21 protein-coding genes are annotated in these 21,922 nt (G+C 73.3%); 7 read left to right on the top strand and 14 right to left on the bottom strand.

All coding sequences use genetic code 11. From position 1 onward, the window contains the following. The 6 genes from ACJOT3_RS16105 to deoC form a co-directional block, all read right to left on the bottom strand. The coding region (locus tag ACJOT3_RS16105) for a phosphohexomutase domain-containing protein (protein ID WP_489685960.1) at nt 1–855 on the bottom strand (855 nt) is incomplete at its 3' end. Between the two features lie 47 nt (nt 856–902). Then, entirely contained in the window at nt 903–1,700 is a 798-nt protein-coding gene (locus ACJOT3_RS16100; RefSeq protein ID WP_406973525.1) for a purine-nucleoside phosphorylase, read from the bottom strand. Continuing rightward, nucleotides 1,697–2,341: a GNAT family N-acetyltransferase gene (locus ACJOT3_RS16095; protein WP_406973523.1), complete on the bottom strand. Its 645-nt coding sequence runs from the start codon at nt 2,339–2,341 to the stop codon at nt 1,697–1,699. Before ACJOT3_RS16095 ends, ACJOT3_RS16100 begins: the two co-directional genes overlap by 4 nt. 145 nt (nt 2,342–2,486) lie before the next feature. Then, the gene (locus ACJOT3_RS16090; RefSeq protein WP_406973521.1) at nt 2,487–3,434 is read right to left on the bottom strand and encodes an aldehyde dehydrogenase family protein; all 948 of its coding nucleotides are present in this window, start codon (nt 3,432–3,434) and stop codon (nt 2,487–2,489) included. Continuing rightward, nucleotides 3,427–4,857, bottom strand: coding sequence for an aldehyde dehydrogenase family protein (locus ACJOT3_RS16085; protein ID WP_406973519.1), 1,431 nt, complete (start codon nt 4,855–4,857; stop codon nt 3,427–3,429). Before ACJOT3_RS16085 ends, ACJOT3_RS16090 begins: the two co-directional genes overlap by 8 nt. A 2-nt stretch (nt 4,858–4,859) precedes the next feature. Further along, nucleotides 4,860–5,807 carry a deoxyribose-phosphate aldolase gene (gene deoC / locus ACJOT3_RS16080; RefSeq protein WP_406973517.1) on the bottom strand — a complete coding sequence of 316 codons (948 nt, stop codon included), beginning with the start codon at nt 5,805–5,807 and terminating at the stop codon, nt 4,860–4,862. Nucleotides 5,808–6,188: 381 nt separating this feature from the next. Between deoC and ACJOT3_RS16075 the strand changes: the two genes are divergently transcribed. Then, nucleotides 6,189–6,872, top strand: coding sequence for a hypothetical protein (locus tag ACJOT3_RS16075; RefSeq protein WP_406973515.1), 684 nt, complete (start codon nt 6,189–6,191; stop codon nt 6,870–6,872). Nucleotides 6,873–6,895: 23 nt separating this feature from the next. Here ACJOT3_RS16075 and ACJOT3_RS16070 read toward each other — a convergent pair whose 3' ends face one another. From ACJOT3_RS16070 to ACJOT3_RS16050, 5 genes are all read right to left on the bottom strand, one after another. Beyond that, a complete protein-coding gene (locus tag ACJOT3_RS16070) occupies nt 6,896–8,158 on the bottom strand; it encodes a heparan-alpha-glucosaminide N-acetyltransferase domain-containing protein (RefSeq protein WP_406973513.1) in 1,263 nt (420 codons plus the stop codon). Nucleotides 8,159–8,295: 137 nt separating this feature from the next. Beyond that, nucleotides 8,296–10,278, bottom strand: coding sequence for an acetoacetate--CoA ligase (locus ACJOT3_RS16065; protein WP_406973511.1), 1,983 nt, complete (start codon nt 10,276–10,278; stop codon nt 8,296–8,298). Nucleotides 10,279–10,582: 304 nt separating this feature from the next. Beyond that, on the bottom strand, nt 10,583–11,257 hold the full coding sequence (locus ACJOT3_RS16060; protein WP_406973509.1) for an HAD family hydrolase: 675 nt from the start codon (nt 11,255–11,257) through the stop codon (nt 10,583–10,585). 50 nt (nt 11,258–11,307) lie between these two features. After that, a complete protein-coding gene (locus tag ACJOT3_RS16055) occupies nt 11,308–11,946 on the bottom strand; it encodes a DUF4126 domain-containing protein (RefSeq protein WP_406973507.1) in 639 nt (212 codons plus the stop codon). Nucleotides 11,947–12,065: 119 nt separating this feature from the next. Then, nucleotides 12,066–12,311 (bottom strand): DUF2630 family protein, encoded by a 246-nt coding sequence (locus tag ACJOT3_RS16050; protein ID WP_406973505.1) that lies wholly within the window; start codon nt 12,309–12,311, stop codon nt 12,066–12,068. A 205-nt stretch (nt 12,312–12,516) separates the two neighbouring features. On the opposite strand from ACJOT3_RS16050, the gene ACJOT3_RS16045 reads away from it, so the two are divergent. The 4 genes from ACJOT3_RS16045 (at nt 12,517) to ACJOT3_RS16030 (ending at nt 14,321) form a co-directional block, all read left to right on the top strand. Next, nucleotides 12,517–13,092, top strand: a complete 576-nt coding sequence (locus tag ACJOT3_RS16045) for a hypothetical protein (protein ID WP_406973503.1) — start codon at nt 12,517–12,519, stop codon at nt 13,090–13,092. 72 nt (nt 13,093–13,164) lie between these two features. Then, on the top strand, nt 13,165–13,377 hold the full coding sequence (locus ACJOT3_RS16040) for a hypothetical protein (RefSeq protein WP_406973502.1): 213 nt from the start codon (nt 13,165–13,167) through the stop codon (nt 13,375–13,377). 90 nt (nt 13,378–13,467) lie between these two features. Then, nucleotides 13,468–13,674, top strand: coding sequence for a hypothetical protein (locus ACJOT3_RS16035; RefSeq protein WP_406973500.1), 207 nt, complete (start codon nt 13,468–13,470; stop codon nt 13,672–13,674). Between the two features lie 356 nt (nt 13,675–14,030). Continuing rightward, nucleotides 14,031–14,321, top strand: coding sequence for a metal-sensitive transcriptional regulator (locus ACJOT3_RS16030; protein ID WP_406973498.1), 291 nt, complete (start codon nt 14,031–14,033; stop codon nt 14,319–14,321). A gap of 109 nt (nt 14,322–14,430) precedes the next feature. On the opposite strand, the gene ACJOT3_RS16025 is transcribed toward ACJOT3_RS16030, so the two are convergent. From ACJOT3_RS16025 to ACJOT3_RS16015, 3 genes are all read right to left on the bottom strand, one after another. After that, a complete protein-coding gene (locus ACJOT3_RS16025; RefSeq protein WP_406973496.1) occupies nt 14,431–15,804 on the bottom strand; it encodes an NAD(P)/FAD-dependent oxidoreductase in 1,374 nt (457 codons plus the stop codon). 339 nt (nt 15,805–16,143) lie between these two features. Then, complete coding sequence (locus tag ACJOT3_RS16020) at nt 16,144–17,604, bottom strand: catalase (RefSeq protein ID WP_406973494.1); 1,461 nt, start codon at nt 17,602–17,604, stop codon at nt 16,144–16,146. Between the two features lie 94 nt (nt 17,605–17,698). Continuing rightward, nucleotides 17,699–18,343 (bottom strand): SACE_7040 family transcriptional regulator, encoded by a 645-nt coding sequence (locus tag ACJOT3_RS16015; protein WP_406973492.1) that lies wholly within the window; start codon nt 18,341–18,343, stop codon nt 17,699–17,701. Nucleotides 18,344–18,465: 122 nt separating this feature from the next. On the opposite strand from ACJOT3_RS16015, the gene ACJOT3_RS16010 reads away from it, so the two are divergent. Together ACJOT3_RS16010 and ACJOT3_RS16005 are read left to right on the top strand one after the other, a co-directional pair. Beyond that, nucleotides 18,466–20,091, top strand: a complete 1,626-nt coding sequence (locus ACJOT3_RS16010; RefSeq protein ID WP_406973490.1) for a carboxyl transferase domain-containing protein — start codon at nt 18,466–18,468, stop codon at nt 20,089–20,091. A 58-nt stretch (nt 20,092–20,149) separates the two neighbouring features. Next, on the top strand, nt 20,150–21,922 hold a 1,773-nt coding region (locus tag ACJOT3_RS16005; RefSeq protein ID WP_406973527.1), incomplete at its 3' end, for an acetyl-CoA carboxylase biotin carboxylase subunit.

Below are 21,922 nucleotides of genomic sequence, written 5' to 3'. Positions count from 1 at the left end.
CAGGTCCAGGGCGCCCGGCTCCTCCGGGTTGGGGAAGGCCACCGTCGGGAAGTCGGGGTCGGGGTCGAACTGGGCGGCCACCCGCTCGGGCGCGGAGAACCCGGCCCGTTCGAGCGCCTCCACCAGGACCGCGCCGCCCACCCCGTGCATCGCGGTGTAGACCACCGACAGCTCCCTGGGGCCCGGTGGGACCAGGGCGGTGACCGCCCGCAGGTAGCGGTCGACGGCCTCCCGGCCCAGGACGGTCCACCCGGTGCCCAGCGGCAGGACGGAGAGCGGGCCGACCGCGTCGATGGCCGCGGAGATCTCGATGTCGACCGGGGCCACGATCTGCGCCCCGGCGTCGTCGCCGTCCCCGCCCACGTACACCTTGTAGCCGTTGTCCTGGGGCGGGTTGTGGCTGGCGGTGACCATGATCCCGGCGTCGGCGCCCAGGTCCCGCACGGCGAAGGCCAGGACCGGGGTGGGCAGCGGGCCCGGCAGCAGGGAGACCCGGTGCCCGGCCCCGGTGAGGACCGCGGCGCTGTCGCGGGCGAAGTCCGCCGACCGGTGCCGGGCGTCGTAGCCGATGACCACGTGCCCGGCCCCGGAGCGGCCGTGCAGCCAGGCGGCGATGCCGGCGGCGGCGCGCATGACCACGGCCCGGTTCATCCGGTTGGGCCCGGCGCCCAGGGCGCCGCGCAGCCCGGCGGTGCCGAACTCCAGCCGCCCGGCGAAGCGGTCGCCCAGGTCGGCGGCGGCCGCGGCGTCCCCGGCGGCCACCCGCTCCAGCAGGGCGGACAGCTCCTCACGGGTGGCGGGGTCGGGGTCGGCGTCCAGCCAGGCGCGGGCGCGGGCGACGGTGTCGGTGGTCATGGCGGGTGTCTCCTCCTGGAGGGCTTCCGAGACGGATCCGGCCCGGATCAGACGCGGGCGACGATGTCGGCGAGCAGGCGGCCCACGGTGTCGGCGGCGTCGCGGCCGGCGGCCAGCACCTCCTCGTGGTCGAGGTTGGCGCCCTGGAGTCCGGCGGCGATGTTGGTGACCAGGGACAGCCCCAGCACCCGCGCCCCGGCCTCGCGGGCCGCGATGGCCTCCAGCACGGTGGACATGCCGACCAGGTCGGCGCCCATGGCGCGGAGCATGCGGATCTCGGCCGGGGTCTCGAAGTGCGGGCCGGGCATGGCCGCGTAGACGCCCTCGGGCAGGCTCGGGTCCACCTCGCGGGCCAGGGCGCGCAGCTCGGCCGAGTAGGTCTCGGTGAGGTCGACGAAGGTCGCCCCGGTGAGCGGGGAGCGGGCGGTCATGTTGATGTGGTCGGCGATGAGCACCGGCGTGCCCACCGTGTAGGTGGCGTTGATGCCGCCCGCGGCGTTGGTGAGCACGATGGTCTTCGCCCCGGCGGCGACGGCGGTGCGCACGTTGTGCACGACGGCGTCGGTGCCGTACCCCTCGTACAGGTGGGTGCGGCCCAGGAACGCCAGGACGTTGCGCTCGCCGTCGACGATGCTGCGCACGGTGCCGCTGTGCCCCTCCACGCCGGGTGCCCGGAAGCCGGGCAGCTCGGCGGTGGGCAGCTCGTCCTTGCCCTCGCCCAGCAGGTCGGCGGCGGGCGCCCAGCCCGAGCCCATGACCAGGGCGATGTCGTAGGAGTCCACGCCGGTGCGCGAGCGCAGGGCGGTGGCGGCCTGCTCGGCGACGGCCTTGGGTCCGGTGGTCACAGCGGGTTCTCCGTTCGTTCGGGCCGCGGGCGCGGCTCGGGGTGCGCCCCGGTGTCCAGGGGTCGCGACAGCACGTGTTGCGGGCCCGCGTCACCGGGGAGGACGCGGCCGGTGTCGGTGTACCCGGCGGCCTCGTAGACCCGCCGGGCGCCGGGGTTGGCGGTGTTGACGCACAGCACCACCTCGGCGGCGTGCGGCGCGGCCTCGGCGGCCAGCCGGTCCAGCAGGGGCGCCGCGCAGGCGGCCCGCCCGATGCCCCGGCCCTGCCATTGTGGCGTGAGGTAGTAGGCGCGCAGCAGTACGGCGCGCTGTGGCTCGTCGACCAGCTCGCGCAGGCCGACCCCGCTGTCCAGCACCCCGAACCCGGCCGCGTGCTCGCGCGCGTCGGCCGCGTCGGCGACCGGGCCGACCACGATGGCGAACGGCACCCGGTCGGGGTCGGCGTCCGCGATGGGCAGGGTCATCACCGGGAGTCCGACGAACCGGGTCTGGCCCGGGGCCAGCCGGTGGCGCAGCACGGCCGCGCGCAGCAGGGCGACCTCCCCCGTGTCCCGGTCCAGCCGGACCAGCCGCACCAGGCCCGGCGGTGCGCCGCTCCCGGTGCGCACCGTCTCCGTGGCGTCCTTGACCGTTTCGCCCACCGCGGGCTCCTCTCCCGTAGAGGGCGGACATGATCCGCCCCACCTCACACTGGCGTCCCGGCGGGGCCCGGCGCAAGCCGCACCCCGCCGCCTGTGGACAACCGGGAAAGAGGTCGAGCGCACCTCGGACAGGACCGCGCGCACCTCAGACGCCGACGGGGTGCCAGACGGTCTTGGTCTCCAGGAAGGGCGTCATCCGGGAGGTGCCGGGGTCGGGGTCGAGCCAGGCCTCCTCGCCGGAGTCGGCGCCCGGTCCGGGGCGCACCACACGGGTGAGGGTCTGGGCGGCGGCCTCCTCGAAGGCGACCGCGTCCTGCCCCGCCCCGGCCAGGTCCAGGGCGTTGACGTCGGCGTGCGAGGCCAGGTGGGGGCCCATCTCCGGCACCCGGCCGGTGAGCAGGTTGACCACCCCGCCGGGCAGGTCGGAGGTGGCCAGCACCTCGGCCAGGTCGACGGCGGCCAGCGGCGCGGACTCCGAGGCCACGACCACGGCGGTGTTGCCGGTCGCGATGACCGGGGCGACCACCGAGGTGAGGCCGAGCAGCGGCGCGTTCTGCGGGGCGAACACCGCGACCACGCCGGTCGGCTCGGGGGCCGAGTGGTTGTAGTACGGGCCGGAGACGGGGTTGGCCCCGCCGATGACCTGGGCGACCTTGTCGGTCCACCCGGCGTAGTACACCCACCGGTCGATGGCGGCGGAGACGACCTCCTCCGCGCGGGCCCTGGACAGCCCCTGCGCGGCGACGGCCTGGGCAGCGAACTGGTCGCGCCGCCCCTCCAGCACCTCGGCGACCCGGTAGAGGATCTGGCCCCGGTTGTAGGCGGTGCGCCCGGACCAGCCGCCGAACGCCTTGCGCGCGGCGGCGACCGCGTCGCGGGCGTCCTTGCGCGAGGCCAGCGCGGCGTTGGCCAGGTGCGTTCCGTCGTTCGAGGTCACGGGGTAGCTCCTGCCCGACTCCGAGCGGGGGAAGGCTCCGCCTAGGTAGAGCTTGTAGGTCTTGCGGACCGCCAGGCGGGCGGGCACGGCGGGCGCCTTGGCCGCCCCGGCCGCGCGGCCCTTCTCGGCCTTCTTGCCGCCGCGTCGCTCAGCCAACGTAGGCCTCCAATCCGTGCCGTCCGCCCTCGCGGCCGTAGCCCGACTCCTTGTAGCCGCCGAAGGGGCTGGTCGGGTCGAACTTGTTGAACGTGTTGGACCACACGACGCCGGCGCGCAGCCGCTCGGCGGTCCACAGCATGCGCGAGCCCTTCTCGGTCCACACCCCGGCCGACAGCCCGTAAGGCGTGTTGTTGGCCTTGGTCACGGCCTCCTCGGGGGTGCGGAAGGTCAGCACCGACAGGACGGGGCCGAAGATCTCCTCCCGGGCCACCCGGTGGGCCTGGGACACGCCGGTGAAGACGGTGGGCGCGAACCAGTAGCCGCTCTCGGGGAGGTCGCAGGCGGGCGACCAGCGCTCGGCGCCCTCGGCCTCGCCGCTGTCGGCCAGGTCGCGGATGCGCTCCAGCTGGGCGGCGGAGTTGATGGCGCCGATGTCGGTGTTCTTGTCCAGCGGGTCGCCCAGCCGCAGCTTGGAGACGCGCTCCTTGAGCCGGGACAGCACCTCGTCGGCGACGGACTCCTGCACCAGCAGCCGGGACCCGGCGCAGCACACGTGGCCCTGGTTGAAGAAGATGCCCGTGACGATGCCCTCGACGGCCTGGTCGATGGCGGCGTCCGCGTAGACGATGTTGGCGCCCTTGCCGCCCAGTTCCAGGGTGAGGCGCTTGTCGGTGCCCGCGACCGAGCGGGCGATCTGCCGCCCGACCTCGGTGGAGCCGGTGAAGGCGACCTTGTCCACGCCGGGGTGCTCGACCAGGGTGCGGCCGGTGTCGCCCTCGCCGGTGAGGATGTTGACCACGCCCGGGGGCAGGTCGGCCTCCTGGCAGATCTCGGCGAAGACCAGCGCGGTCAGCGGGGTGGTCTCGGCGGGCTTGAGGACGACGGTGTTGCCGGTGGCCAGCGCCGGGGCGATCTTCCAGGCCAGCATGAGCAGCGGGAAGTTCCACGGGATGACCTGGGCGGCCACGCCCACCGGCCGGGGGTCGGGGCCCAGTCCGGCGTGGGCGAGCTTGTCGGCCCAGCCCGCGTAGTAGAAGAAGTGGGCGGCGACCAGCGGCAGGTCGACGTCGCGGGTCTCCTTGATCGGCTTGCCGTTGTCCAGGGACTCCAGCACCGCCAGCTCGCGCGAGCGCTCCTGGACGATGCGGGCGATCCGGAACAGGTACTTGCCCCGTTCGGCGCCGGACATACGGCCCCACACGGTCTCCTGGGCGCGGCGGGCGGCGGCGACCGCCCGCTCCACGTCCTCGGGGCCGGCGACGGCGACCTGCGCGAGCTTGGTCTCGTCGGCGGGGTTGAGGCTGGTCAGGTTCTCGCCGCTCGCGGCGGGGGCGAACTCCCCGTCGATGAACAGCCCGTAGGACTCGCGCAGGGTGACGACGGAGCGGGACTCCGGTGCGGGCGCGTACTCGAAGATCACGGCTAGTCCAGCGTGTAGTAGTCGGGGCCCGGGTAGGTGCCGGTGGTCAGCCTGGTCCGCTGCATGAGCAGGTCGTTGAGCAGGCTGGAGGCACCGATCCGGAACAGGTCCGGGGTGAGCCAGGCGGGTCCGGCGGTCTCGTTGACCAGGACCAGGTTGCGGATGGCGTCCTTGGTGGTGCGGATGCCGCCCGCCGGTTTGACGCCCACGTAGCGGCCGGTCTCGGCGCGGTGGTCGCGCACCGCCTCCAGCATGACGAGGACGACGGGCAGGGTGGCCGCCGGCGAGATCTTGCCGGTGGACGTCTTGATGAAGTCGGCGCCGGCGCGCATCGCCAGGTGCGAGGCGCGGCGCACGTTGTCATAGGTGACCAGCTCGCCGGTCTCCAGGATGACCTTGAGGTGGGCGTCGCCGCAGGTCTCCTTGACGGCCTGGATCTCCTCGTACACCTTGAGGTAGTCGCCGGACAGGAACGCGCCGCGGTCGATGACCATGTCGATCTCGGTCGCGCCGTCGGCCACCGCGCGGGCGGTGTCGGCGAGCTTGACCTCCAGGGGCGCGCGCCCGGCCGGGAAGGCGGTGGCGACGGAGGCGATGCCGATGCCGGTGCCGCGCAGCGCCCGGACGGCGACGGACACCATGTCGGGGTAGACGCAGACGGCGCCCACGTGCGGAACGGTGCGGTCGGCGGGGTCGGGCAGGGCGGCCTTGGCGCACAGGGCGCGCACCTTGCCGGCCGTGTCGGCCCCCTCCAGGGTGGTCAGGTCGACCATGGAGATGGCCAGGTCGATGGCCTGGGCCTTGGCGGTGGTCTTGATGGACCGGGTGGACAGGTCCTGGGCGCGGCCTCGGGCGCCGACCTCGTCGACGCCCGGGAGTCCGTGCAGGAACGCCCGGAGCGCGCGGTCGGTCATCGCCTCGGGCGCGGATGCGGTGTGGGACACGGGCACCTACAGCTCGGTCGAACGATGGGACGGGCTCCTCCGCCGGGGTCGGCGGGGGCGGCGCGGACGGGGATCGGCGATCCCTCTCCGGGCCGTCAGGTGGTCACCATAACCCCGGGGGGACGGGCCGCCGGTACCCCCCGACGGCGCACCGCCCAAGGTTGGAGGAGAGTCCAACCGAAGCTTGACCGGGGCATGGTCTTTTCCTCCAATTCCTTGACCGGAACCCCCGAAAACGGTGCCTTGAGGCATGTCCTCGGTCACAGGAGGGCCGGGCGCGGTATAGACCGGACTGTCCCTCTGCACCCCCGCCGACGCCCTGCCGGCGCCCCCGCCGACACCCCACATGAGGCACACACGAGGTGCACATGTGCATACCCTTGCCCCATGGCGGAGTTCCGGATCAGCAGTGAGGACGAGCAGGTCGACCTGCGCAGGTTGGCGACGGCCCTGGCCGAGTCCCAGGGGTGGGCGCGCGAGGACGTGGGCATCTGGGACAACCGGCGCGGGGAGGTCATCGTCACCGTCGACGACGCCGTGCTGCGCCGCCCGGGGCCGGACCTGCGGACCCGCCCCCTGCACACCCCGCGCGACGTGCACCGGGCCTGCGAGCTCATCCACACCGAGGACCCGACGCTGCGCGGGGTGGACTTCGCGTCGCTGCGCACGGAGGCGGCCCGGCTGTTCTCCGCCGGGTGGACCACCGAGGACGTGCTGCACGCGCTGGGCCACCGGCCCGACGGCGAGCCGTGGCCGAGCGGCCCCGAGCGCCGGGGCACCGAGTGGCTGATGGTCCGGCTGCGCGCCTGGCGCACACCGGACGGGGACATCCGCCCCTCCCTCTCCCAGGAGGGCGCCCAGCTGCGGGTGATCGGCAAGGCCGGACTGCCGATGGACATCGGCCTGCCCGAGGACGCCGAGCCCGCGCTGCGCCCGGTGGCCAGCCCGGCGGTGGCCCGGTCGGCGGCCGACGACGCCCGCCGGCTCATCCGGCAGAACGCGCGGACCACCTCGGACACGCTGGCCCACCAGGACCGGACCTCCTCCACCATCCGCCGCCCCGAAAAGTGACGGTCGCCCCCGGGTGGTGACGGCTACGGGCGGTCCCGTCCGCGCAGGGAGTCGACGAGGCGGGCGCTCCCGTCGGCGGCCTCGCCCAGGATGATCTCGGCGGGCCCGCGGCCCACCACCAGCCGCCACACGGTGGCCAGGATCAGCGACCACAGGATGAACTTCTCCAGCAGCCACGGGGTGTGGAAGTCGGGCCCGGCGACGGAGATGATCAGCGCGATCGCCACCAGGTGCCCGGTGTAGACGGTGAGCGGCATCCGCCCCACCGAGGTCAGCGGGTACATCACCAGGCGCGCCCGGTCGCACAGCCACATGCACAGGACCAGCACCACCAACCCCTGCCCGACCGCCTCCAGCATCTCGAACGTGGTCCCGGTGTGCGGGGTGTTGACGGCCAGCCACCACCATGAGTCGGTGGGCACCTGGCCCGAGATCGACTCGGCCTCGTCGTTGACGAGGTAGCGCAGCTCCTCCAGGTCCCCGGGGTCGGTGATCGCCGACAGCGGGGTGCCGAACAGGACGTGGGCGCGCGCCTCCATCAGCCGCTCCATGCCGCCCAGCGGGCCCAGGGCGATCCACGACCCCAGGTAGCCGCAGGCCGCGGCGACGGCGCCGCCGACCAGCAGCTTCAGGCGCACGGCGGTCGCGGTGAGGTCCAGGCGGCCCACCGCCATCCCCGCGATCACGTACACCATGAAGGTGACGGCCGGGTAGTAGCCGGTGAGGAAGAACTCGGCGAACGAGCCGACGGCGGCCTCGCGCGGCACCGGCGGGTTGTAGAAGGCCTCGCGGATCACGAACGACAGCGGCGGCCCCACCACGGCCAGCACCCCGGCGACCGCCCACAGCGCCCCCGAGCGGAGCTTGACCAGGGGCAGCGAGAGCAGGAAGAACCCGCCGTAGTAGGTGAGGATGATGGCGACCGGCACGGCCATCATGTCCAGGATCAGGCCGAGCAGGGCGATGAGCACCGCGCGCGTGATGATCCGTACCACCGACCCGAACAGCCGCTCCCCTTCGAGCGGCCGGGTGCGGCCGGTCGTCATCGCCAGGGAGAGCCCGGCCAGGAAGGCGAAGAGCGCCGACGAGTTGCCCCGCACGATGCTGTGCAGGTCCCAGGCGTAGCCCTCCGGGGAGAGCAGGCCCATGGAGTCCACCCCCAGGTGGACGGTGAACATGCCGAAGACCGCCAGGGCCCGGGCGGCGTCGATGCCGTCGATCCTGGTCTTGGCGGGGGCCGGACCGGGGGCCGGTGCGGCGATGTCGTCTGGTCGCTTCTGTGCCACGCGGGCCAGGCTATGCCTCCGGCTGTAGGGCCACAATCAAGACCGTTCGCCCCGGTGTGGCCGGGTCCGGCCACCGCCGCCGCGGGCGCCGGGTCCCGGGAGGTGCCCGGGGACCCGGCGCGGCCGGTCGACCGGGGTCAGTCGACCAGGGTGCTGAACAGGTCCAGCGCCTCCGGGTTGGCCAGGGAGTCGCGGCTGGCGACCTTGTCCGGGGCCTGGCCCATGAGGATGCGCTTGACCGGCACCTCCAGGATCTTGCCGGAGAGCGTGCGCGGCACCGCCGGGATCACCCGCACCCGGTCGGGCACGTGGCGGGGCGAGCAGTCGGTGCGGACGCGCCGGGCGATCTCCTTGACCAGGGCGTCGTCGAGTCCGGCGCCCTCGCGCAGGACCACGAACAGCTCGATGCGGGAGGAGCCGTCGCCGTGGGGCACGTCCACGACCAGGGCGTCGGTGACGTCCTCCAGGGCCAGGACGGCCCGGTAGATCTCGCTGGTGCCCATGCGGACGCCGCCGCGGTTGATGGTGGAGTCGGAGCGGCCGTAGATGATCGCGGTGCCGCGGTCGGTGATCTCGATCCAGTCGCCGTGCCGCCAGACGCCCGGGTACATGGAGAAGTAGCTGTCGCGCAGGCGCTCGCCGTCCTCGTCCCCCCAGAAGAACACCGGCATGGACGGGGCCGGGCGGGTGACGACGAGCTCGCCGACCTCGCCGATCAGCTCCTTGCCGTCGGGGTCCCAGGAGGCGACGGCCATGCCCAGGGCGCGGGACTGGATCTCGCCCTCGTACACCGGCAGGGTCGGGGTGCCGCCGACCAGGCAGCTGCACACGTCGGTGCCGCCGCTGGTGGAGAACAGCCACAGGCCGTCGCCGAACTCCTCGTAGACCCAGGCGAACGCCTCGGGGCTGAGCGGGGAGCCGGTGGAGCCGATGGCCTTGAGGCGGGACAGGTCGCGGCCGCGGCGGGGGTGGACGCCGTCCTTCATGCAGGAGGACAGGAACCCGGCGCTGGTGCCGAACACGGTGATCCCGGCCTCGTCGGCCAGGTCCCACAGCGCCCCGAGGTCGGGCGCGGCGGGGGAACCGTCGTACAGGACGATGGACGCCGGGGTCAGCAGCACGCTGACCAGGAAGTTCCACATCATCCAGCCGGTGGTGGTGAACCAGAAGACGCGGTCGTGCTCCTGCGCGTTCAGGTGCAGGTGGAGGTTCTTGAGCTGCTCCAGGAGGATGCCGCCGTGGCCCTGGACGATGGCCTTGGGCAGGCCGGTGGTGCCCGAGGAGTAGAGCACCCACAGAGGGTGGTCGAAGGCGACGGGGGCGAACTCCAGGCCGGCCCCCGCCCCGGAGGCCTCCAGCGCCGACCAGGCCAGGGTGCCCTCCGGCGCCTCGGCGCCCGGCCGGAGGTAGTCGAGCAGCACGGTGTGCTCGACGGTGGGCAGGGCGGCGCGCAGCTCCTCGACGACCGGGCCGCGGTCGAAGTCCCTGCCGCCGTAGCGGTAGCCGTCGACGGCCAGCAGGACCTTGGGCTCGATCTGGGCGAAGCGGTCGATGACGCTGCGCACGCCGAAGTCCGGCGAGCAGGACGACCAGATCGCGCCCAGGGAGGCGACGGCGTAGAACGCGGCCACGGTCTCGGGCAGGTTGGGCAGGTAGGCGACGACCCGGTCGCCGGGGCCCACGCCCAGTTCGCGCAGCCCGGCGGCGATCGCGGCGGTGCGGGCGCGCAGCTCGCCCCAGGTCCACTCGGCCAGGGGGCGCAGCTCGGTGGCGTGGCGGATCGCCACCCGGTCGGGGTCGCGGCCCTCGAACACCCGGCGGACGTAGTTGAGGGTGGCGCCGGGGAACCAGCGGGCGCCGGGCATGGTGTCCTCGGCGAGGACGCCCTCGGCGGGGGTGTCGAAGCGGACGTCGTAGAACTCGCGGATCGCGTCCCAGAAACCGTCGACGTCGGTGACCGACCAGCGCCACAGGGCGTCGTAGTCGAAGTCGCCGTCGGTGCCGAAGGCCTCGACGCCCTTGTGCTCGTTCGCCCACCGGGCGAACGCGACGATGTTGGAGGACGCCACCGTCTCCTCGTCGGGTCGCCAGAGCACACGGGGCACGCTGCTCTCCGTCATTGGCCCGCCTTCCATTCGCGTGGCTGTGTGTTGCTGTGAGGTCCATCTAACAGCACACCATGACGGGGGTTACCCCCCGGGCTCCCCGGAAGGGCGGCCCGGTGGTGAGGGGAAGTGCGCAGGTCACACGGCGTTCACCGGACCTGTGGAGGGTCCACTGCCCGGCGTTCGCGCAGGGTGGGCGGCCACCATTGACAGCTCCCGCCCCGGCGGCACGGCCGACCGAAAGAGCCGGTCATGGGTTCTCTGGGTCGGCCGCGGGGCCGGTCCCGCGGGCCGCAGGGCGGGTCCCGCGGCTCCGGCCTCAGAGACCGCGCAGCGCGCCGACCGCCGCCACCGGGGACGCGGCCACCGGGCAGCCCGTGGCGGCCAGCCGCTCGGGCGCCATCAGGCCGGTCGACACCAGGATCGCGTGCGCACCGGCCGAGCGGGCGGCGCGGGCGTCGTCGTCGATGTCGCCGATGAGCACGACCCGGGACGGGTCGATGCTCTGGCCCGCCAGGTGGTGCACCAGGTGCTCGGCCTTGGAGTCGACCTCGGTGTCGTACCTGCGGCCGTCGACCCGGGTGAAGTGCGGGGCCAGGCCGCGTTCGGCGATGAGCGGGACCACGTGGTCGTGCGAGGCCATCGACAGCAGCGACTGGGTGTGCCCGGTCCCCGCCCAGTCGAGCAGCACGTCGGGGACGCCCTGCGCCAGGTCGCACGCGGGCAGGTGGCGCAGGTAGTCCTCGTCGTAGAGCTTCTCCAGGCGCTCCCACTCGCCCTCGGCGAGGGAGCGGCCCAGCAGCTCCTCGTAGAGGGGGACGAGCGGGCGCCGGAAGATGCTCCGCCAGTGGTCCAGCTCCACCGGGTCGACGCCGTAGGAGGCGCAGATGGCGTTGACCGCGGAGAGGTTGGCGTGGTTGTCGTCCAGGAGGGTGCCGTTCCAGTCCCAGACGATGTGGGTGATGTCGTTCGGATCGAAAGTCAGCTCTGTCATCACCTGCACTTTACGCGGCGTTGACCGGTCGGCGCCGGGCGCCGGGCGACTCAGGCGGGCGCCCCCGGGCCGGCGGCCCCGCCGTCCGCGGCGCGTTCGGCGCGCAGGCGGCGGCTGCGCCGCACCAGCAGCACGCCCGCCGCGGTCAGCACCGGGACCACCAGCAGGATGAGGACCGGCAGCAGGATGGCCGCGAGCGAGGTGAAGAAGCTGACGACGTCCTCGAAGAAGGAGACGAACGGGGCCGCGCAGCCCGCGGTGACCGAGTTCGCGGCCAGCCGGCCCAGGAACTTGAGCACGTGGAACACCAGGGCGATGACCACGCCCGCGATGACCGGGCCCCAGGAGACGCCGTCCCCCGCCGTCGCGCCGGAGGCGGCGCCGGTGATCTCGGAGAGCTCCACCGCGGAGGCGCCCGCGCCGAAGACGATGCCGCCGGAGGTGGGGCGGACGACGGTCTGGATCACGTCGTTGACGCTGTCGACCGCCGGGAACTTGTCGGCGAGGAACTCGACCACCAGCAGCACGGCCAGCAGGACGAGGGTGACCGGGTGCTCCAGCCAGGTCCAGGAGTCGCCCAGGACCAGCAGGTCGGTGAAGCGGGCGATGAGGCCCACCAGCAGCAGGGGGATGTAGGCGTTGAGCCCGGCCGCGGTGGACAGGCCGATGCCGGTGAGTGCAGTGAGCAAGAGGGGCCCTTCCGGATCCGGGGCGCGGGTCCGGCCGGGCGCGCAGGCCGACCGCCGGCCCGCGCCGGTTCACCGTGGTTGATGCCGGGCGGGGCCCTGCGGTTGCGGTTCGCGACGGCTCACTGGCGGTAGTTCTCGACCTCGGCGACCGGCCGGGCCTCGGCGTCGTCGGGGTCCTGCCCGAACTCCTCGCGGGCCCGCCGCTGGCGGAGCAGGTCCCAGCACTGGTCGAGGGCCTGCTCGACCTCCTTCATGCGGCCGCGCTCCTCGCCGGACAGGCCGCCGGGCGTGGCGCGCAGGGCGTGCTCCTCGTCCATCAGGCCCTTGATGGTGGTCAGGATGTCGTTGTCGGCGCTTCGATCCATAGGGCCATGGTGGTGCGGACCCGGGGTGGGGGCAAGCCCTCCACCCCGGGCTTGCCCAGATCAGGACCGACGTTTACGGGCGGCGGCCAGCAGCGCGATGGCGGCGCCGACGGTGAGCAGGCCGGCGGAGACCAGGGCGGCCATGCCGGGCCCGGTGACGGGCAGCGAGGGCTTGTACCCGGGCTTGGGCGGCTCGGGTGTGTAGGTGGGCGACGGCGACGGACTCGGGGACGGCGATTCCGTCGGCGACGGACTCGGCGAGGGTGACGGGCTCGGGCTGGGCGACGGGTCCGGGCTCGGGCTCGGTGAAGGCGACGGGCTCGGGTCGGGCGAAGGACTCGGGGACGGCGAAGGGCTGGGACTCGGCGACGGGCTCGGGCTGGGCGAAGGTGACGGTGACGGACTGGGACTCGGGCTGGGTGAAGGGCTCGGACTCGGGGACGGGCTCGGAGAAGGCGAAGGACTCGGGGACGGGCTCGGAGAAGGCGAAGGACTCGGGGACGGCGAAGGCGACGGGCTGGGCGACGGGCTCGGGCTGGGTGAAGGGCTCGGTGACGGACTCGGACTCGGGGACGGCGAAGGCGAAGGGCTGGGGCTCGGAGACGGCGACGGGCTCGGACTGGGGCTCGGACTCGGAGATGGCGACGGACTCGGCGAAGGCGAAGGGCTGGGCGAAGGGCTCGGGGAGGGCTTCGGCGCGTGGCAGTCGGCCGTCACGTCCCCCAGGACCAGGTCGAACAGCGTCACCGGGTCCCCCACCGGGTTCCCCGTCCGGTCGTAGCGCTGCGCGGTGGCCGTGTAGTCGGTCTCCACATGGCCGTAATAGGGGTCGTCGATCTCCACGACGTGGGTGATGACCGCCGTGACCTGGACCCGGGTGGCACCGTCCCCGAAGTCGCCCGGGAAGTTCGTGACCGTGGGCGCGACGCCCGCCTGGTTGGGCGGCGGGGCGTTCAGGGGGCGCCCGAACAGCGTGGGCGCCGTGGTCGCGTTCTGGGCGATGACGTTCGCCGGGGGTGCGCACTGCACCCGGTTGTTCCAGGTGGGAACGGCGAGGATGGTGTAGTTGCCGCCGCTCGGGCTCCCCTGCCGCTGGAGCAGCTGCTCCACCCAGGGGACGGGGGAACCGGGCACCGCCAGGTTGGTGAAGGCACCGTTGGCGTTGGTCATACCGCTCTCGGGGCCGGTCACGACGCTCACCGCGCCGGTGGCCGTCGCGGACGTCAGGTACGGGGAGCCCGGAAGCCCGCTCCAGGAGTCGGTGTCGTCCCCGGAGACCTCGATGCTCCGCAGGGTCTCGCTGACCGGGGACCCGTACACGGACCCGTCCAGGGACAGTTGGCTCCAGATGCTCGTCGCGTAGGGCGTGGCCGGTGCCGCCACCACGTCGCGGGCGCCGAAGGTCGCACCCGCGACGAGGGCTCCGGAGGTCAGCAGGACCGATGTGACGGCGGCGATCCCGGCACGCCGCCGCGCCAACGAACGCTCTCGTACCGCAACCAATTCATAACTCCCCGTAGTCGACCCTGACCGTAGGGAACACTCTAGGTAACGGGCGCCCGAAAGCCCCGCAAGGCGCGGCACACCCTACGCCCCTGTTCGTCTGGGAAACTCCTTCTAAGGGACCGGCGGCGGAATGCCTCGCCGTACCGGGCGGTTCAATACCTCAAGGGGGTATTGTTCATGGCAACTGAGCAGGAACGACACGGAAGCGGGACCATGGCTGCGACCCACGGTTACAGCAATGACAAGCAGAGCCACATCAACCGACTCCGCCGCATCGAGGGGCAGATCCGCGGCCTGCAGCGCATGGTCGAGGACGACCAGTACTGCATCGACATCCTCACCCAGACCTCGGCCGTGAACAGCGCCCTGCGCTCCTTCGCCCTGGCCATGCTCGACGAGCACCTCAAGCACTGTGTGGCCAACGCGGTCGCCAACGGCGGCGAGGACGCCGACGCCAAGGTCAAGGAGGCGTCGGAGGCCATCGCCCGGCTGGTGCGCTCCTGACCCGCCCCTCCCCCGTGTCGTTCCCGGGCGGCGGCCGTGACGGCCGCCGCCCTTCGCCGTATCCCGGCCCCCTGTGCCTCAGCCCCTCCTGTCCCGACCCAGGGCCGACTCAGTCCTCGCCGTAGCGCGCCCTGAGGTTCTCCAGCAGCCGGGCGCCCTCGCGCCCGGCCGACTCCGCGTCGAGGTAGTCCACGGCCTCGTTGGCCACGAAGGACGACGGCCGCCCGTCGTCGGCGAAGCCCAGGCGGGACACGTCCCCGCCGGTGAACGCCCGGATGCCCCAGTTGCCCAGGATGCGCGCCCGCGCCGTGGACGAGGGCACCGCCAGCAGGTGGTAGCCGCGGGTGGCGCCCAGCGCCGGGAGACCGCTCAGTTCCAGGTCCATCACCCGGGCCAGCGCGTCCCTGCCGCTCAGGTCCACGACCAGGCCCAGGTCCCGGTGGCGGAACTCCTTGAGCGGCCGCCCCAGGACGGAGGACACCACGTTCTCCGCCGCCGTCGCCGCCTGCCTGGTGGCGTACTGGGCCGTGGGCGGGCAGTAGGGCGCGTCACCCGACAGGTTCGGCACCGCCGCGGCGTCGCCCAGGGCGAACACCTCCGGCACGCCCGGCACGCGCAGGTCGGCCTCCACCTCCAGGCGGCCGCGCTGGGTGGGCCGCCCCAGGGTCTCCACCAGCGGGCTGGGGGCCACGCCCGCCGTCCAGATGAGGGTGCGGCAGGGCAGCGCCCGCCCGTCGGTGAGCACCACCTTGTCGGCGGTGACCTCGCGCACCGACACCTTGAGCTTGACCTCGATGCCCAGGTGGCGCAGCAGGTCCAGGGCCTTGCGGCCGAGCCGGTCGCCGAGTTCGGGCAGCACCTTGGGCGCGATGTCCACCAGGTGCCAGCGGATCACCGAGCGCAGCTCCGGGTAGCGCTTGGCGGCCTCCTCGCACAGGCGCATCAGCGACGCCGCGGTCTCCACACCGGTGTAGCCGCCGCCGACCACGATGAAGCGGCAGCGCTCCTCCCGCTCGACGGGGTCCGCGGTGTCGTTGGCCAGCTCCAGCTGGGAGAGCACGTGGTCGCGCAGCAGCACCGCCTCGGCCAGGGTCTTGGCGCCGTAGGCGTGCTCGGTCAGGCCGGGGATGTCGAAGGCCCGGGTGAGGCCGCCGGGGGCCAGCACCAGGCGGTCGTAGCGGACCGGGGCCAGCTCGCCGGTGGGCCGGGACACCACGACGACGCGGTCGTCGGTGTCGACGCCGACGGCGTGGCCGGGGATGAGCCGGGTCTCCCGGGTGAGCCGGTGGACGGACAGCGCCACCGACTGGGGGGTCAGCAGGCCCGAGGCCACCTGGGGCAGCAGCGGGCTGTAGAGCATGTAGTCGTGGGGGGCGATCAGGGCGATGTCCGCGGCCCCGGCGGGGATGCGGCGTTCCAGGTGACGCAGGGTGTGGATGCCGCCGAACCCCGCGCCGACCACCACGATTCGAGGCCGAGCCATAGGTTGCTCCTTCTCCGTGTCGTTCGTCGCTGCTGTCGGCCCGAGGTCGTGTTCGACGGATCATTCCGACTCGCGTCCGCCAGGCGGCCTCTCGCGGCGCCGCCTGCGCTCGGACAGCCAACCCCGGGCGGGCCCCCGCTGTGCGACACTGCCGAGCCTGCGAGGCATGCACAGTAGGGGCAGTCGAGCTGGTCGTCTTGCAAAAAATTGCCTGGCGGCCGCTCCCATCACTCGGCGCAAGCGCCGAACCGAACGGAAGCATCCGCCGAACACGCCCTCGCCCGGTGCGGGCGAAAGGGAGGGGGCGGACCGTGGCGGTCCGCCCCCGGCGGGTGCGGGTCAGCCCCCGTTGAGCTTGGCGGCGACGCGCTCGCCGATCTCGGGGTCGATGTCGCGCCAGTACTTCAGGGCCCGGCCGAGCACGTCGTCGTCGGTCACCTCGGACACGTGCCCGGACACGTTGGACACCAGGCGTTCGCGGGCGGCCTCGTCCATCACGTCGCGGATGAGCGCGCGCGGCTGCACGAAGTCGTCGTCCTCGTCGTGGCGGCTGTAGGCCTCGCGCACCAGCTCGGCGGCCTCGACCCGCCAGGACGCCTGCTCCTCGCCCTCCTGGCGGGCCGCGTGGGGGCCGCCGTAGGAGTTGGGGTGGTAGACGGCGGCGGTGTCGGGCTCGAAGAACCGCATCCGCCCGTCCTTGGAGTAGGAGCGCACCGGCGACTCGGGCCGGTTGGGCGGCAGCTCGTTGTAGTTGACGCCGATCCGGTAGCGGTGCGTGTCCGGGTAGGAGAACAGCCGCCCCAGCAGCATCTTGTCCGGCGAGGGCCCGATGCCCGGGACCAGGTTGGAGGGCTCGAACGCCGCCTGCTCGATGTGGATGAAGTGGTTGGACGGGTTCTCGTTGAGGGTCATCCGGCCGACCTCGATCGGCGGGTAGTCGCCGAACGGCCACACCTTGGTCAGGTCGAACGGGTTGAACCGGTAGGTCGCCGCGTCCTCCAGGGGCATGATCTGCACCTGGAGCGTCCACGAGGGGTACTCTCCGCGTTCGATCGCCTCGAACAGGTCGCGGCGGTGCCGGTCGGCGTCCTGCCCGGCCAGCCGGTCGGCCTCCTCCTGGGTGAGGAAGTCGTTGCCCTGGTCGGTGACGAAGCGGTACTTGACCCAGACCCGCTCGCCCTCGGCGTTGATCCACTGGTACGTGTGCGACGAGAAGCCGTCCATGTGGCGCCAGTCCTTGGGGACGCCCCGGTCCCCCATGAGCCAGGTGACCTGGTGGGCGCTCTCCGGCGACAGCGACCAGAAGTCCCACTGCATGGTGTTGTTGCGCAGCCCGGTCTGCGGGTGGCGCTTCTGCGAGCGGATGAAGTCCTGGAACTTCTGCGGGTCGCGGATGAAGAAGACCGGCGTGTTGTTGCCGACCATGTCGTAGTTGCCCTGGCGGGTGTAGAACTTCAGGGCGAAGCCGCGCGGGTCGCGCCAGGTGTCGGGGCTGCCCATCTCGCCCGCGACGGTGGAGAACCGCGCCAGCATCCGGGTCTCGCGGCCGGGCTGGAACAGGTCCGCGCAGGTGAACTCGCTGACGTCGTTGGTGACGCGGAACGTGCCGTAGGCCCCGCTGCCCTTGGCGTGCACCACCCTCTCGGGGACGCGCTCCCGGTTGAAGTGCGCCATCTTCTCGATCAGGTACGCGTCGTGCAGCACGACCGGGCCGTCACGGCCCACGGTCAGCGAGTGCTCGTCGCTGCCGACCGGGATGCCCGCGTTGGTGGTGGTGACGTTCGGAGATCCGTCGACCATGGAAGGTCTCCCCCTTGTTGACCTCGCGTGCCCCGGGGAGTCCACACCCCGGGAGCCTCAGGCGGCACCTACCCGGGTAAGGGTCAAGTTACGGTCAATGGCCGCGGTCGATGGCGGCGGATTCGGCCGTGCCGCCCCCGCTGCCGTTCGCGGCGGCGCCCGGGGCGGTGTCGGGGCTGGTCAGCGCGGCGGCGCCCATGGCCAGCAGGAGTTCGGCCATGCGAGTGCGGGGCAGCTCCCCGCGGCTGTGCGGGGTGGAGTTGAGCAGGCCGAACACGGCGTGGACCGCGGCCCGCAGCACCGGCGCCGGGGTGTGCGGGCGCATCTGGGAGAGCACGCCCACCCATTCCTCGACGTAGCCGCGCTGGAGGCGGCGCACCCGGCGCCGGTCCCCCTCGGTGAGGTGGTGCAGCTCCCGGTCGTGCACCGTGATCAGGGCGGGCTCGTCCAGGGCGAACGCGATGTGCCCGCGCAGCAGGGCGGTCAGCGCGGCCTCGGGGCCGGGGGCGGCGGCGACCAGCTCCCGGCCGCCGCGGGCCAGGCGTTCGCTGACGTCGATGAGGATGGCGCCGAGCAGCGCCTGCTTGCCGGAGAAGTGCCGGTACAGGGCGGGTCCGGTGGTGCCGACGGCGCGGCCGATGTCGTCGATGAGCACGCTCCGGTAGCCGCGTTCGGCGAACAGCTCCGCCGCCGCGCCCAGCAGTGCCGTGCGGCGGTCGCCCGTCGGTCTGGACACCATGCCAGCTCCCTCGTCCTCACCCCGTCCGGCGATTCCTCGCGCCGAACCGTGGACACCAATGTTAATGGTCACTAACATCACGAATGTTAGTGACCATTAACACCCCTCCACGAGAGGACAGCATGAGCAGGGCATCCGTACTCGGTTCGGCGGTCGACACCGCCGGTTCCGCGTTCGCCGCCAACGACGCGGCGAACCGCGCCCTCGCCTCGGAGCTGCGCGAGCGGATCGCCACCGCGGCGCTGGGCGGCCCCGAGAAGTCCCGCATCCGCCACGTCGAACGCGGCAAGCTGCTGCCGCGCGACCGCGTCGACCACCTCCTGGACCCGGGCTCCCCGTTCCTGGAGATCGCGCCCCTGGCCGCCTACGGGCTGTACGGGGCCGACGGGCAGGACGCCCCCGGCGCCGGCATGATCGCCGGGGTGGGCCGGGTGGCCGGGCGCCCCACGGTGGTGGTCGCCAACGACGCCACCGTCAAGGGCGGCAGCTACTACCCGATGACCGTCAAGAAGCACCTGCGCGCCCAGGAGGTCGCCCTCCAGAACCGGCTGCCGTGCGTGTACCTGGCCGACTCCGGCGGCGCCTTCCTGCCCATGCAGGACGACGTGTTCCCCGACCGCGAGCACTTCGGGCGGATCTTCTACAACCAGGCCACCATGTCGCGGCTGGGCATCCCGCAGCTCGCGGCGGTGCTCGGATCCTGCACCGCCGGGGGCGCCTACGTCCCGGCGATGAGCGACGAGGCCGTCATCGTCCGCGAGCAGGGCACCATCTTCCTGGGCGGCCCGCCGCTGGTGAAGGCCGCCACCGGCGAGGTCGTCACCGCCGAGGAGCTGGGCGGCGGCGACCTGCACTCGCGGGTGTCGGGGGTGACCGACCACCTGGCCGACGACGACGCGCACGCGCTGTCCATCGTGCGGAGCATCGCCGACACGTTCGGCCCGCAGGACCCGCCCGCCTGGGAGACCCGCGAGCCGCGCCCGCCGGTGCTGGACCCGCGGGAGCTGTACGGGGTGGTGCCCGCCGACACCCGCACGCCCTACGACGTGCGCGAGGTCATCGGCCGCGTCGTCGACGGCAGCGAGTTCACCGAGTTCAAGTCCGAGTACGGGACCACCCTGGTCACCGGATTCGCGCACATCCACGGGCACCCGGTGGGGATCATCGCCAACAACGGGATCCTGTTCGCCGAGTCCGCGCTCAAGGGCGCCCACTTCATCGAGCTGTGCGACCGGCGCAGCATCCCGCTGGTGTTCCTCCAGAACATCTCCGGGTTCATGGTGGGCCGCGACTACGAGGCCGGGGGCATCGCCAAGCACGGCGCCAAGATGGTCACCGCGGTGGCCTGCGCCCGCGTCCCCAAGTTCACCGTCGTCATCGGCGGCTCGTTCGGGGCGGGCAACTACTCCATGTGCGGCCGGGCGTACTCGCCCCGGTTCCTGTGGATGTGGCCCAACGCCCGCATCTCCGTCATGGGCGGCGAGCAGGCCGCGTCCGTGCTGTCGACCGTGCGCCGCGACCAGATGAGCGCGCGCGGCGAGGACTGGTCCGCCGAGGCCGAGGAGGAGTTCAAGGCCCCCATCCGGGACCGGTACGAGGAGCAGGGCAGCCCCTACTACTCGACCGCCCGGCTGTGGGACGACGGCGTCATCGACCCCGCCGACACCCGCGACGTGCTCGCCATGGCCCTGTCCGCCGCCCGCCACGCCCCGCTGGAGCCCGTGGGCTACGGCGTCTTCCGGATGTGAGGAACCCTTGACCACGACCGTACTCGTCGCCAACCGGGGCGAGATCGCCCTGCGGGTGATGCGCACCCTGCGCCGGATGGGCCTGGGGGCGGTGGCGGTGCACACCGACGCCGACGCCACGTCCCCGCACGTGGGGGCCGCCGACCTGGCCGTGCGCGTGCCCTCCTACCTGGACGCCGACGCCATCGTCGCCGCCGCCGTGGAGACCGGGGCGACCCTGGTCCACCCCGGCTACGGCTTCCTGTCGGAGAACGCCGCCTTCGCCCGCGCCTGCGCGGACGCCGGGCTGGCCTTCATCGGCCCGCCGCCCGCCGCCATCGACGCGATGGGCGACAAGATCCGCGCCAAGGAGACGGTGGCCGCCGCCGGGGTGCCGGTGCTGGGCGGCTTCACCGAGGAGCCCGGCGCTCCGCTGTCCGACGACGCGCTGCTGGAGCGGGCCGCCGCCACCGGCTACCCGCTGCTCATCAAGCCCTCCGCCGGGGGCGGCGGCAAGGGCATGCGCGCCGTCCACTCCCCCGACGAGCTGCCCGCGGCGGCCGCGGCAGCCCGCCGCGAGGCCCTGGCGTCCTTCGGCGACTCCACCCTGCTGGTGGAGCGCCTGGTGCAGCGGCCCCGGCACATCGAGGTGCAGGTGCTGGCCGACGCCCACGGCACCGTGCTGCACCTGGGCGAACGCGAGTGCAGCCTCCAGCGCCGCCACCAGAAGGTGGTGGAGGAGGCGCCCTCCCCGCTGCTCACCGACAAGCAGCGGGCCGCCATGGGCGAGGCCGCGGTGGCCGCCGCCCGCTCCTGCGGGTACGTGGGCGCGGGCACCGTCGAGTTCATCGCCGAGGCGGGCGGGGGCGGGGAGCTGTCGTTCTCGTTCCTGGAGATGAACACCCGGCTCCAGGTGGAGCACCCGGTCACCGAGGAGGTCGTCGCGGTCCGCGGCGAGCGCGGCCTGGACTTGGTCGAACTCCAGGTGCGGGTGGCGCTGGGCGACCCGCTGCCGTTCGGCCAGGACGACGTGTCCTGGGTGGGGCACGCGGTGGAGGCCCGGATCTACGCCGAGGACGCCGACCGCGGGTTCCTGCCCAGCGGCGGCCCGGTGCTGGCGCTGGCCGAGCCCGCCGGCGAGGGGGTCCGGGTCGACTCGGGGATCGCCGCCGGGAGCGAGGTGACCTCGTCGTTCGACCCCATGCTCGCCAAGGTGATCGTGTGGGGCCCGGACCGGGCCGCGGCGCTGCGCCGCGCCGACGACGCCCTGGCCGGGTACCTGCTGCTGGGGTGCGTCACCAACACCGCGTTCCTGCGCCGCCTGCTGCGCCACCCGCGGGTGACCGCCGGCGACCTGAGCACCGACCTCATCGAGTCCACCCCGCCCGAGGCCGCCCCCGAGGGCGTGCCCGACGCGGTGTACGCGGCCGTCGCCCTGGACCACATGCTCGACCTGGAGCCGCCGGCGCCCACCGCCGACCGGTTCGCCGTCCCCGACGGGTGGCGGATCGGCGGGGCCGCGTGGACGCCGTGGCGGCTGCGCGCCCCCGGCGGCGGGGCCCTGCTCGTCCGGGTGCGCCGCACCGGATCCGGGTTCTCGGTGGCCGTCGGGGAGGCCGACCCGGTGGACGCCCGCGCCCGCCGCGACGGCGACCGGCTCACCGTGTCCTACGCGGGCCGCACCCGCACCTACCTGCGGGCCGACGACCCCGCCACCGCGCACCGGTGGCTGGGCGCCGACGGCACCGCCTGGACCCTGCACGAGGAGCCCGTCGACGCCGCGCTGCGCAGCGACGAGGCCGCCGCCGACGGCACCGTGCGCAGCCCGATGCCCGGACCGGTGCTCGCCGTG

The sequence above is a fragment of the Nocardiopsis protaetiae genome (assembly GCF_045446735.1).
Classification (GTDB): domain Bacteria; phylum Actinomycetota; class Actinomycetes; order Streptosporangiales; family Streptosporangiaceae; genus Nocardiopsis; species Nocardiopsis protaetiae.
The sequence above is the reverse complement of the archived record's forward strand: the minus strand, read 5'-3'. Positions and strand labels throughout refer to the sequence as shown.

What these genes read in the sequence shown, in the direction of transcription:
- ACJOT3_RS16075 (WP_406973515.1), top strand. Translation starts at nt 6,189, where the DNA reads ATGGCGGAGTTCCGGATCAGCAGTGAGGACGAGCAGGTCGACCTGCGC.
- ACJOT3_RS16065 (WP_406973511.1), bottom strand. Translation starts at nt 10,278, where the DNA reads ATGACGGAGAGCAGCGTGCCCCGTGTGCTCTGGCGACCCGACGAGGAG.
- ACJOT3_RS16060 (WP_406973509.1), bottom strand. Translation starts at nt 11,257, where the DNA reads ATGACAGAGCTGACTTTCGATCCGAACGACATCACCCACATCGTCTGG.
- ACJOT3_RS16050 (WP_406973505.1), bottom strand. Translation starts at nt 12,311, where the DNA reads ATGGATCGAAGCGCCGACAACGACATCCTGACCACCATCAAGGGCCTG.
- ACJOT3_RS16040 (WP_406973502.1), top strand. Translation starts at nt 13,165, where the DNA reads ATGACCGCCGTGACCTGGACCCGGGTGGCACCGTCCCCGAAGTCGCCC.
- ACJOT3_RS16030 (WP_406973498.1), top strand. Translation starts at nt 14,031, where the DNA reads ATGGCTGCGACCCACGGTTACAGCAATGACAAGCAGAGCCACATCAAC.
- ACJOT3_RS16025 (WP_406973496.1), bottom strand. Translation starts at nt 15,804, where the DNA reads ATGGCTCGGCCTCGAATCGTGGTGGTCGGCGCGGGGTTCGGCGGCATC.
- ACJOT3_RS16020 (WP_406973494.1), bottom strand. Translation starts at nt 17,604, where the DNA reads ATGGTCGACGGATCTCCGAACGTCACCACCACCAACGCGGGCATCCCG.
- ACJOT3_RS16015 (WP_406973492.1), bottom strand. Translation starts at nt 18,343, where the DNA reads ATGGTGTCCAGACCGACGGGCGACCGCCGCACGGCACTGCTGGGCGCG.
- ACJOT3_RS16010 (WP_406973490.1), top strand. Translation starts at nt 18,466, where the DNA reads ATGAGCAGGGCATCCGTACTCGGTTCGGCGGTCGACACCGCCGGTTCC.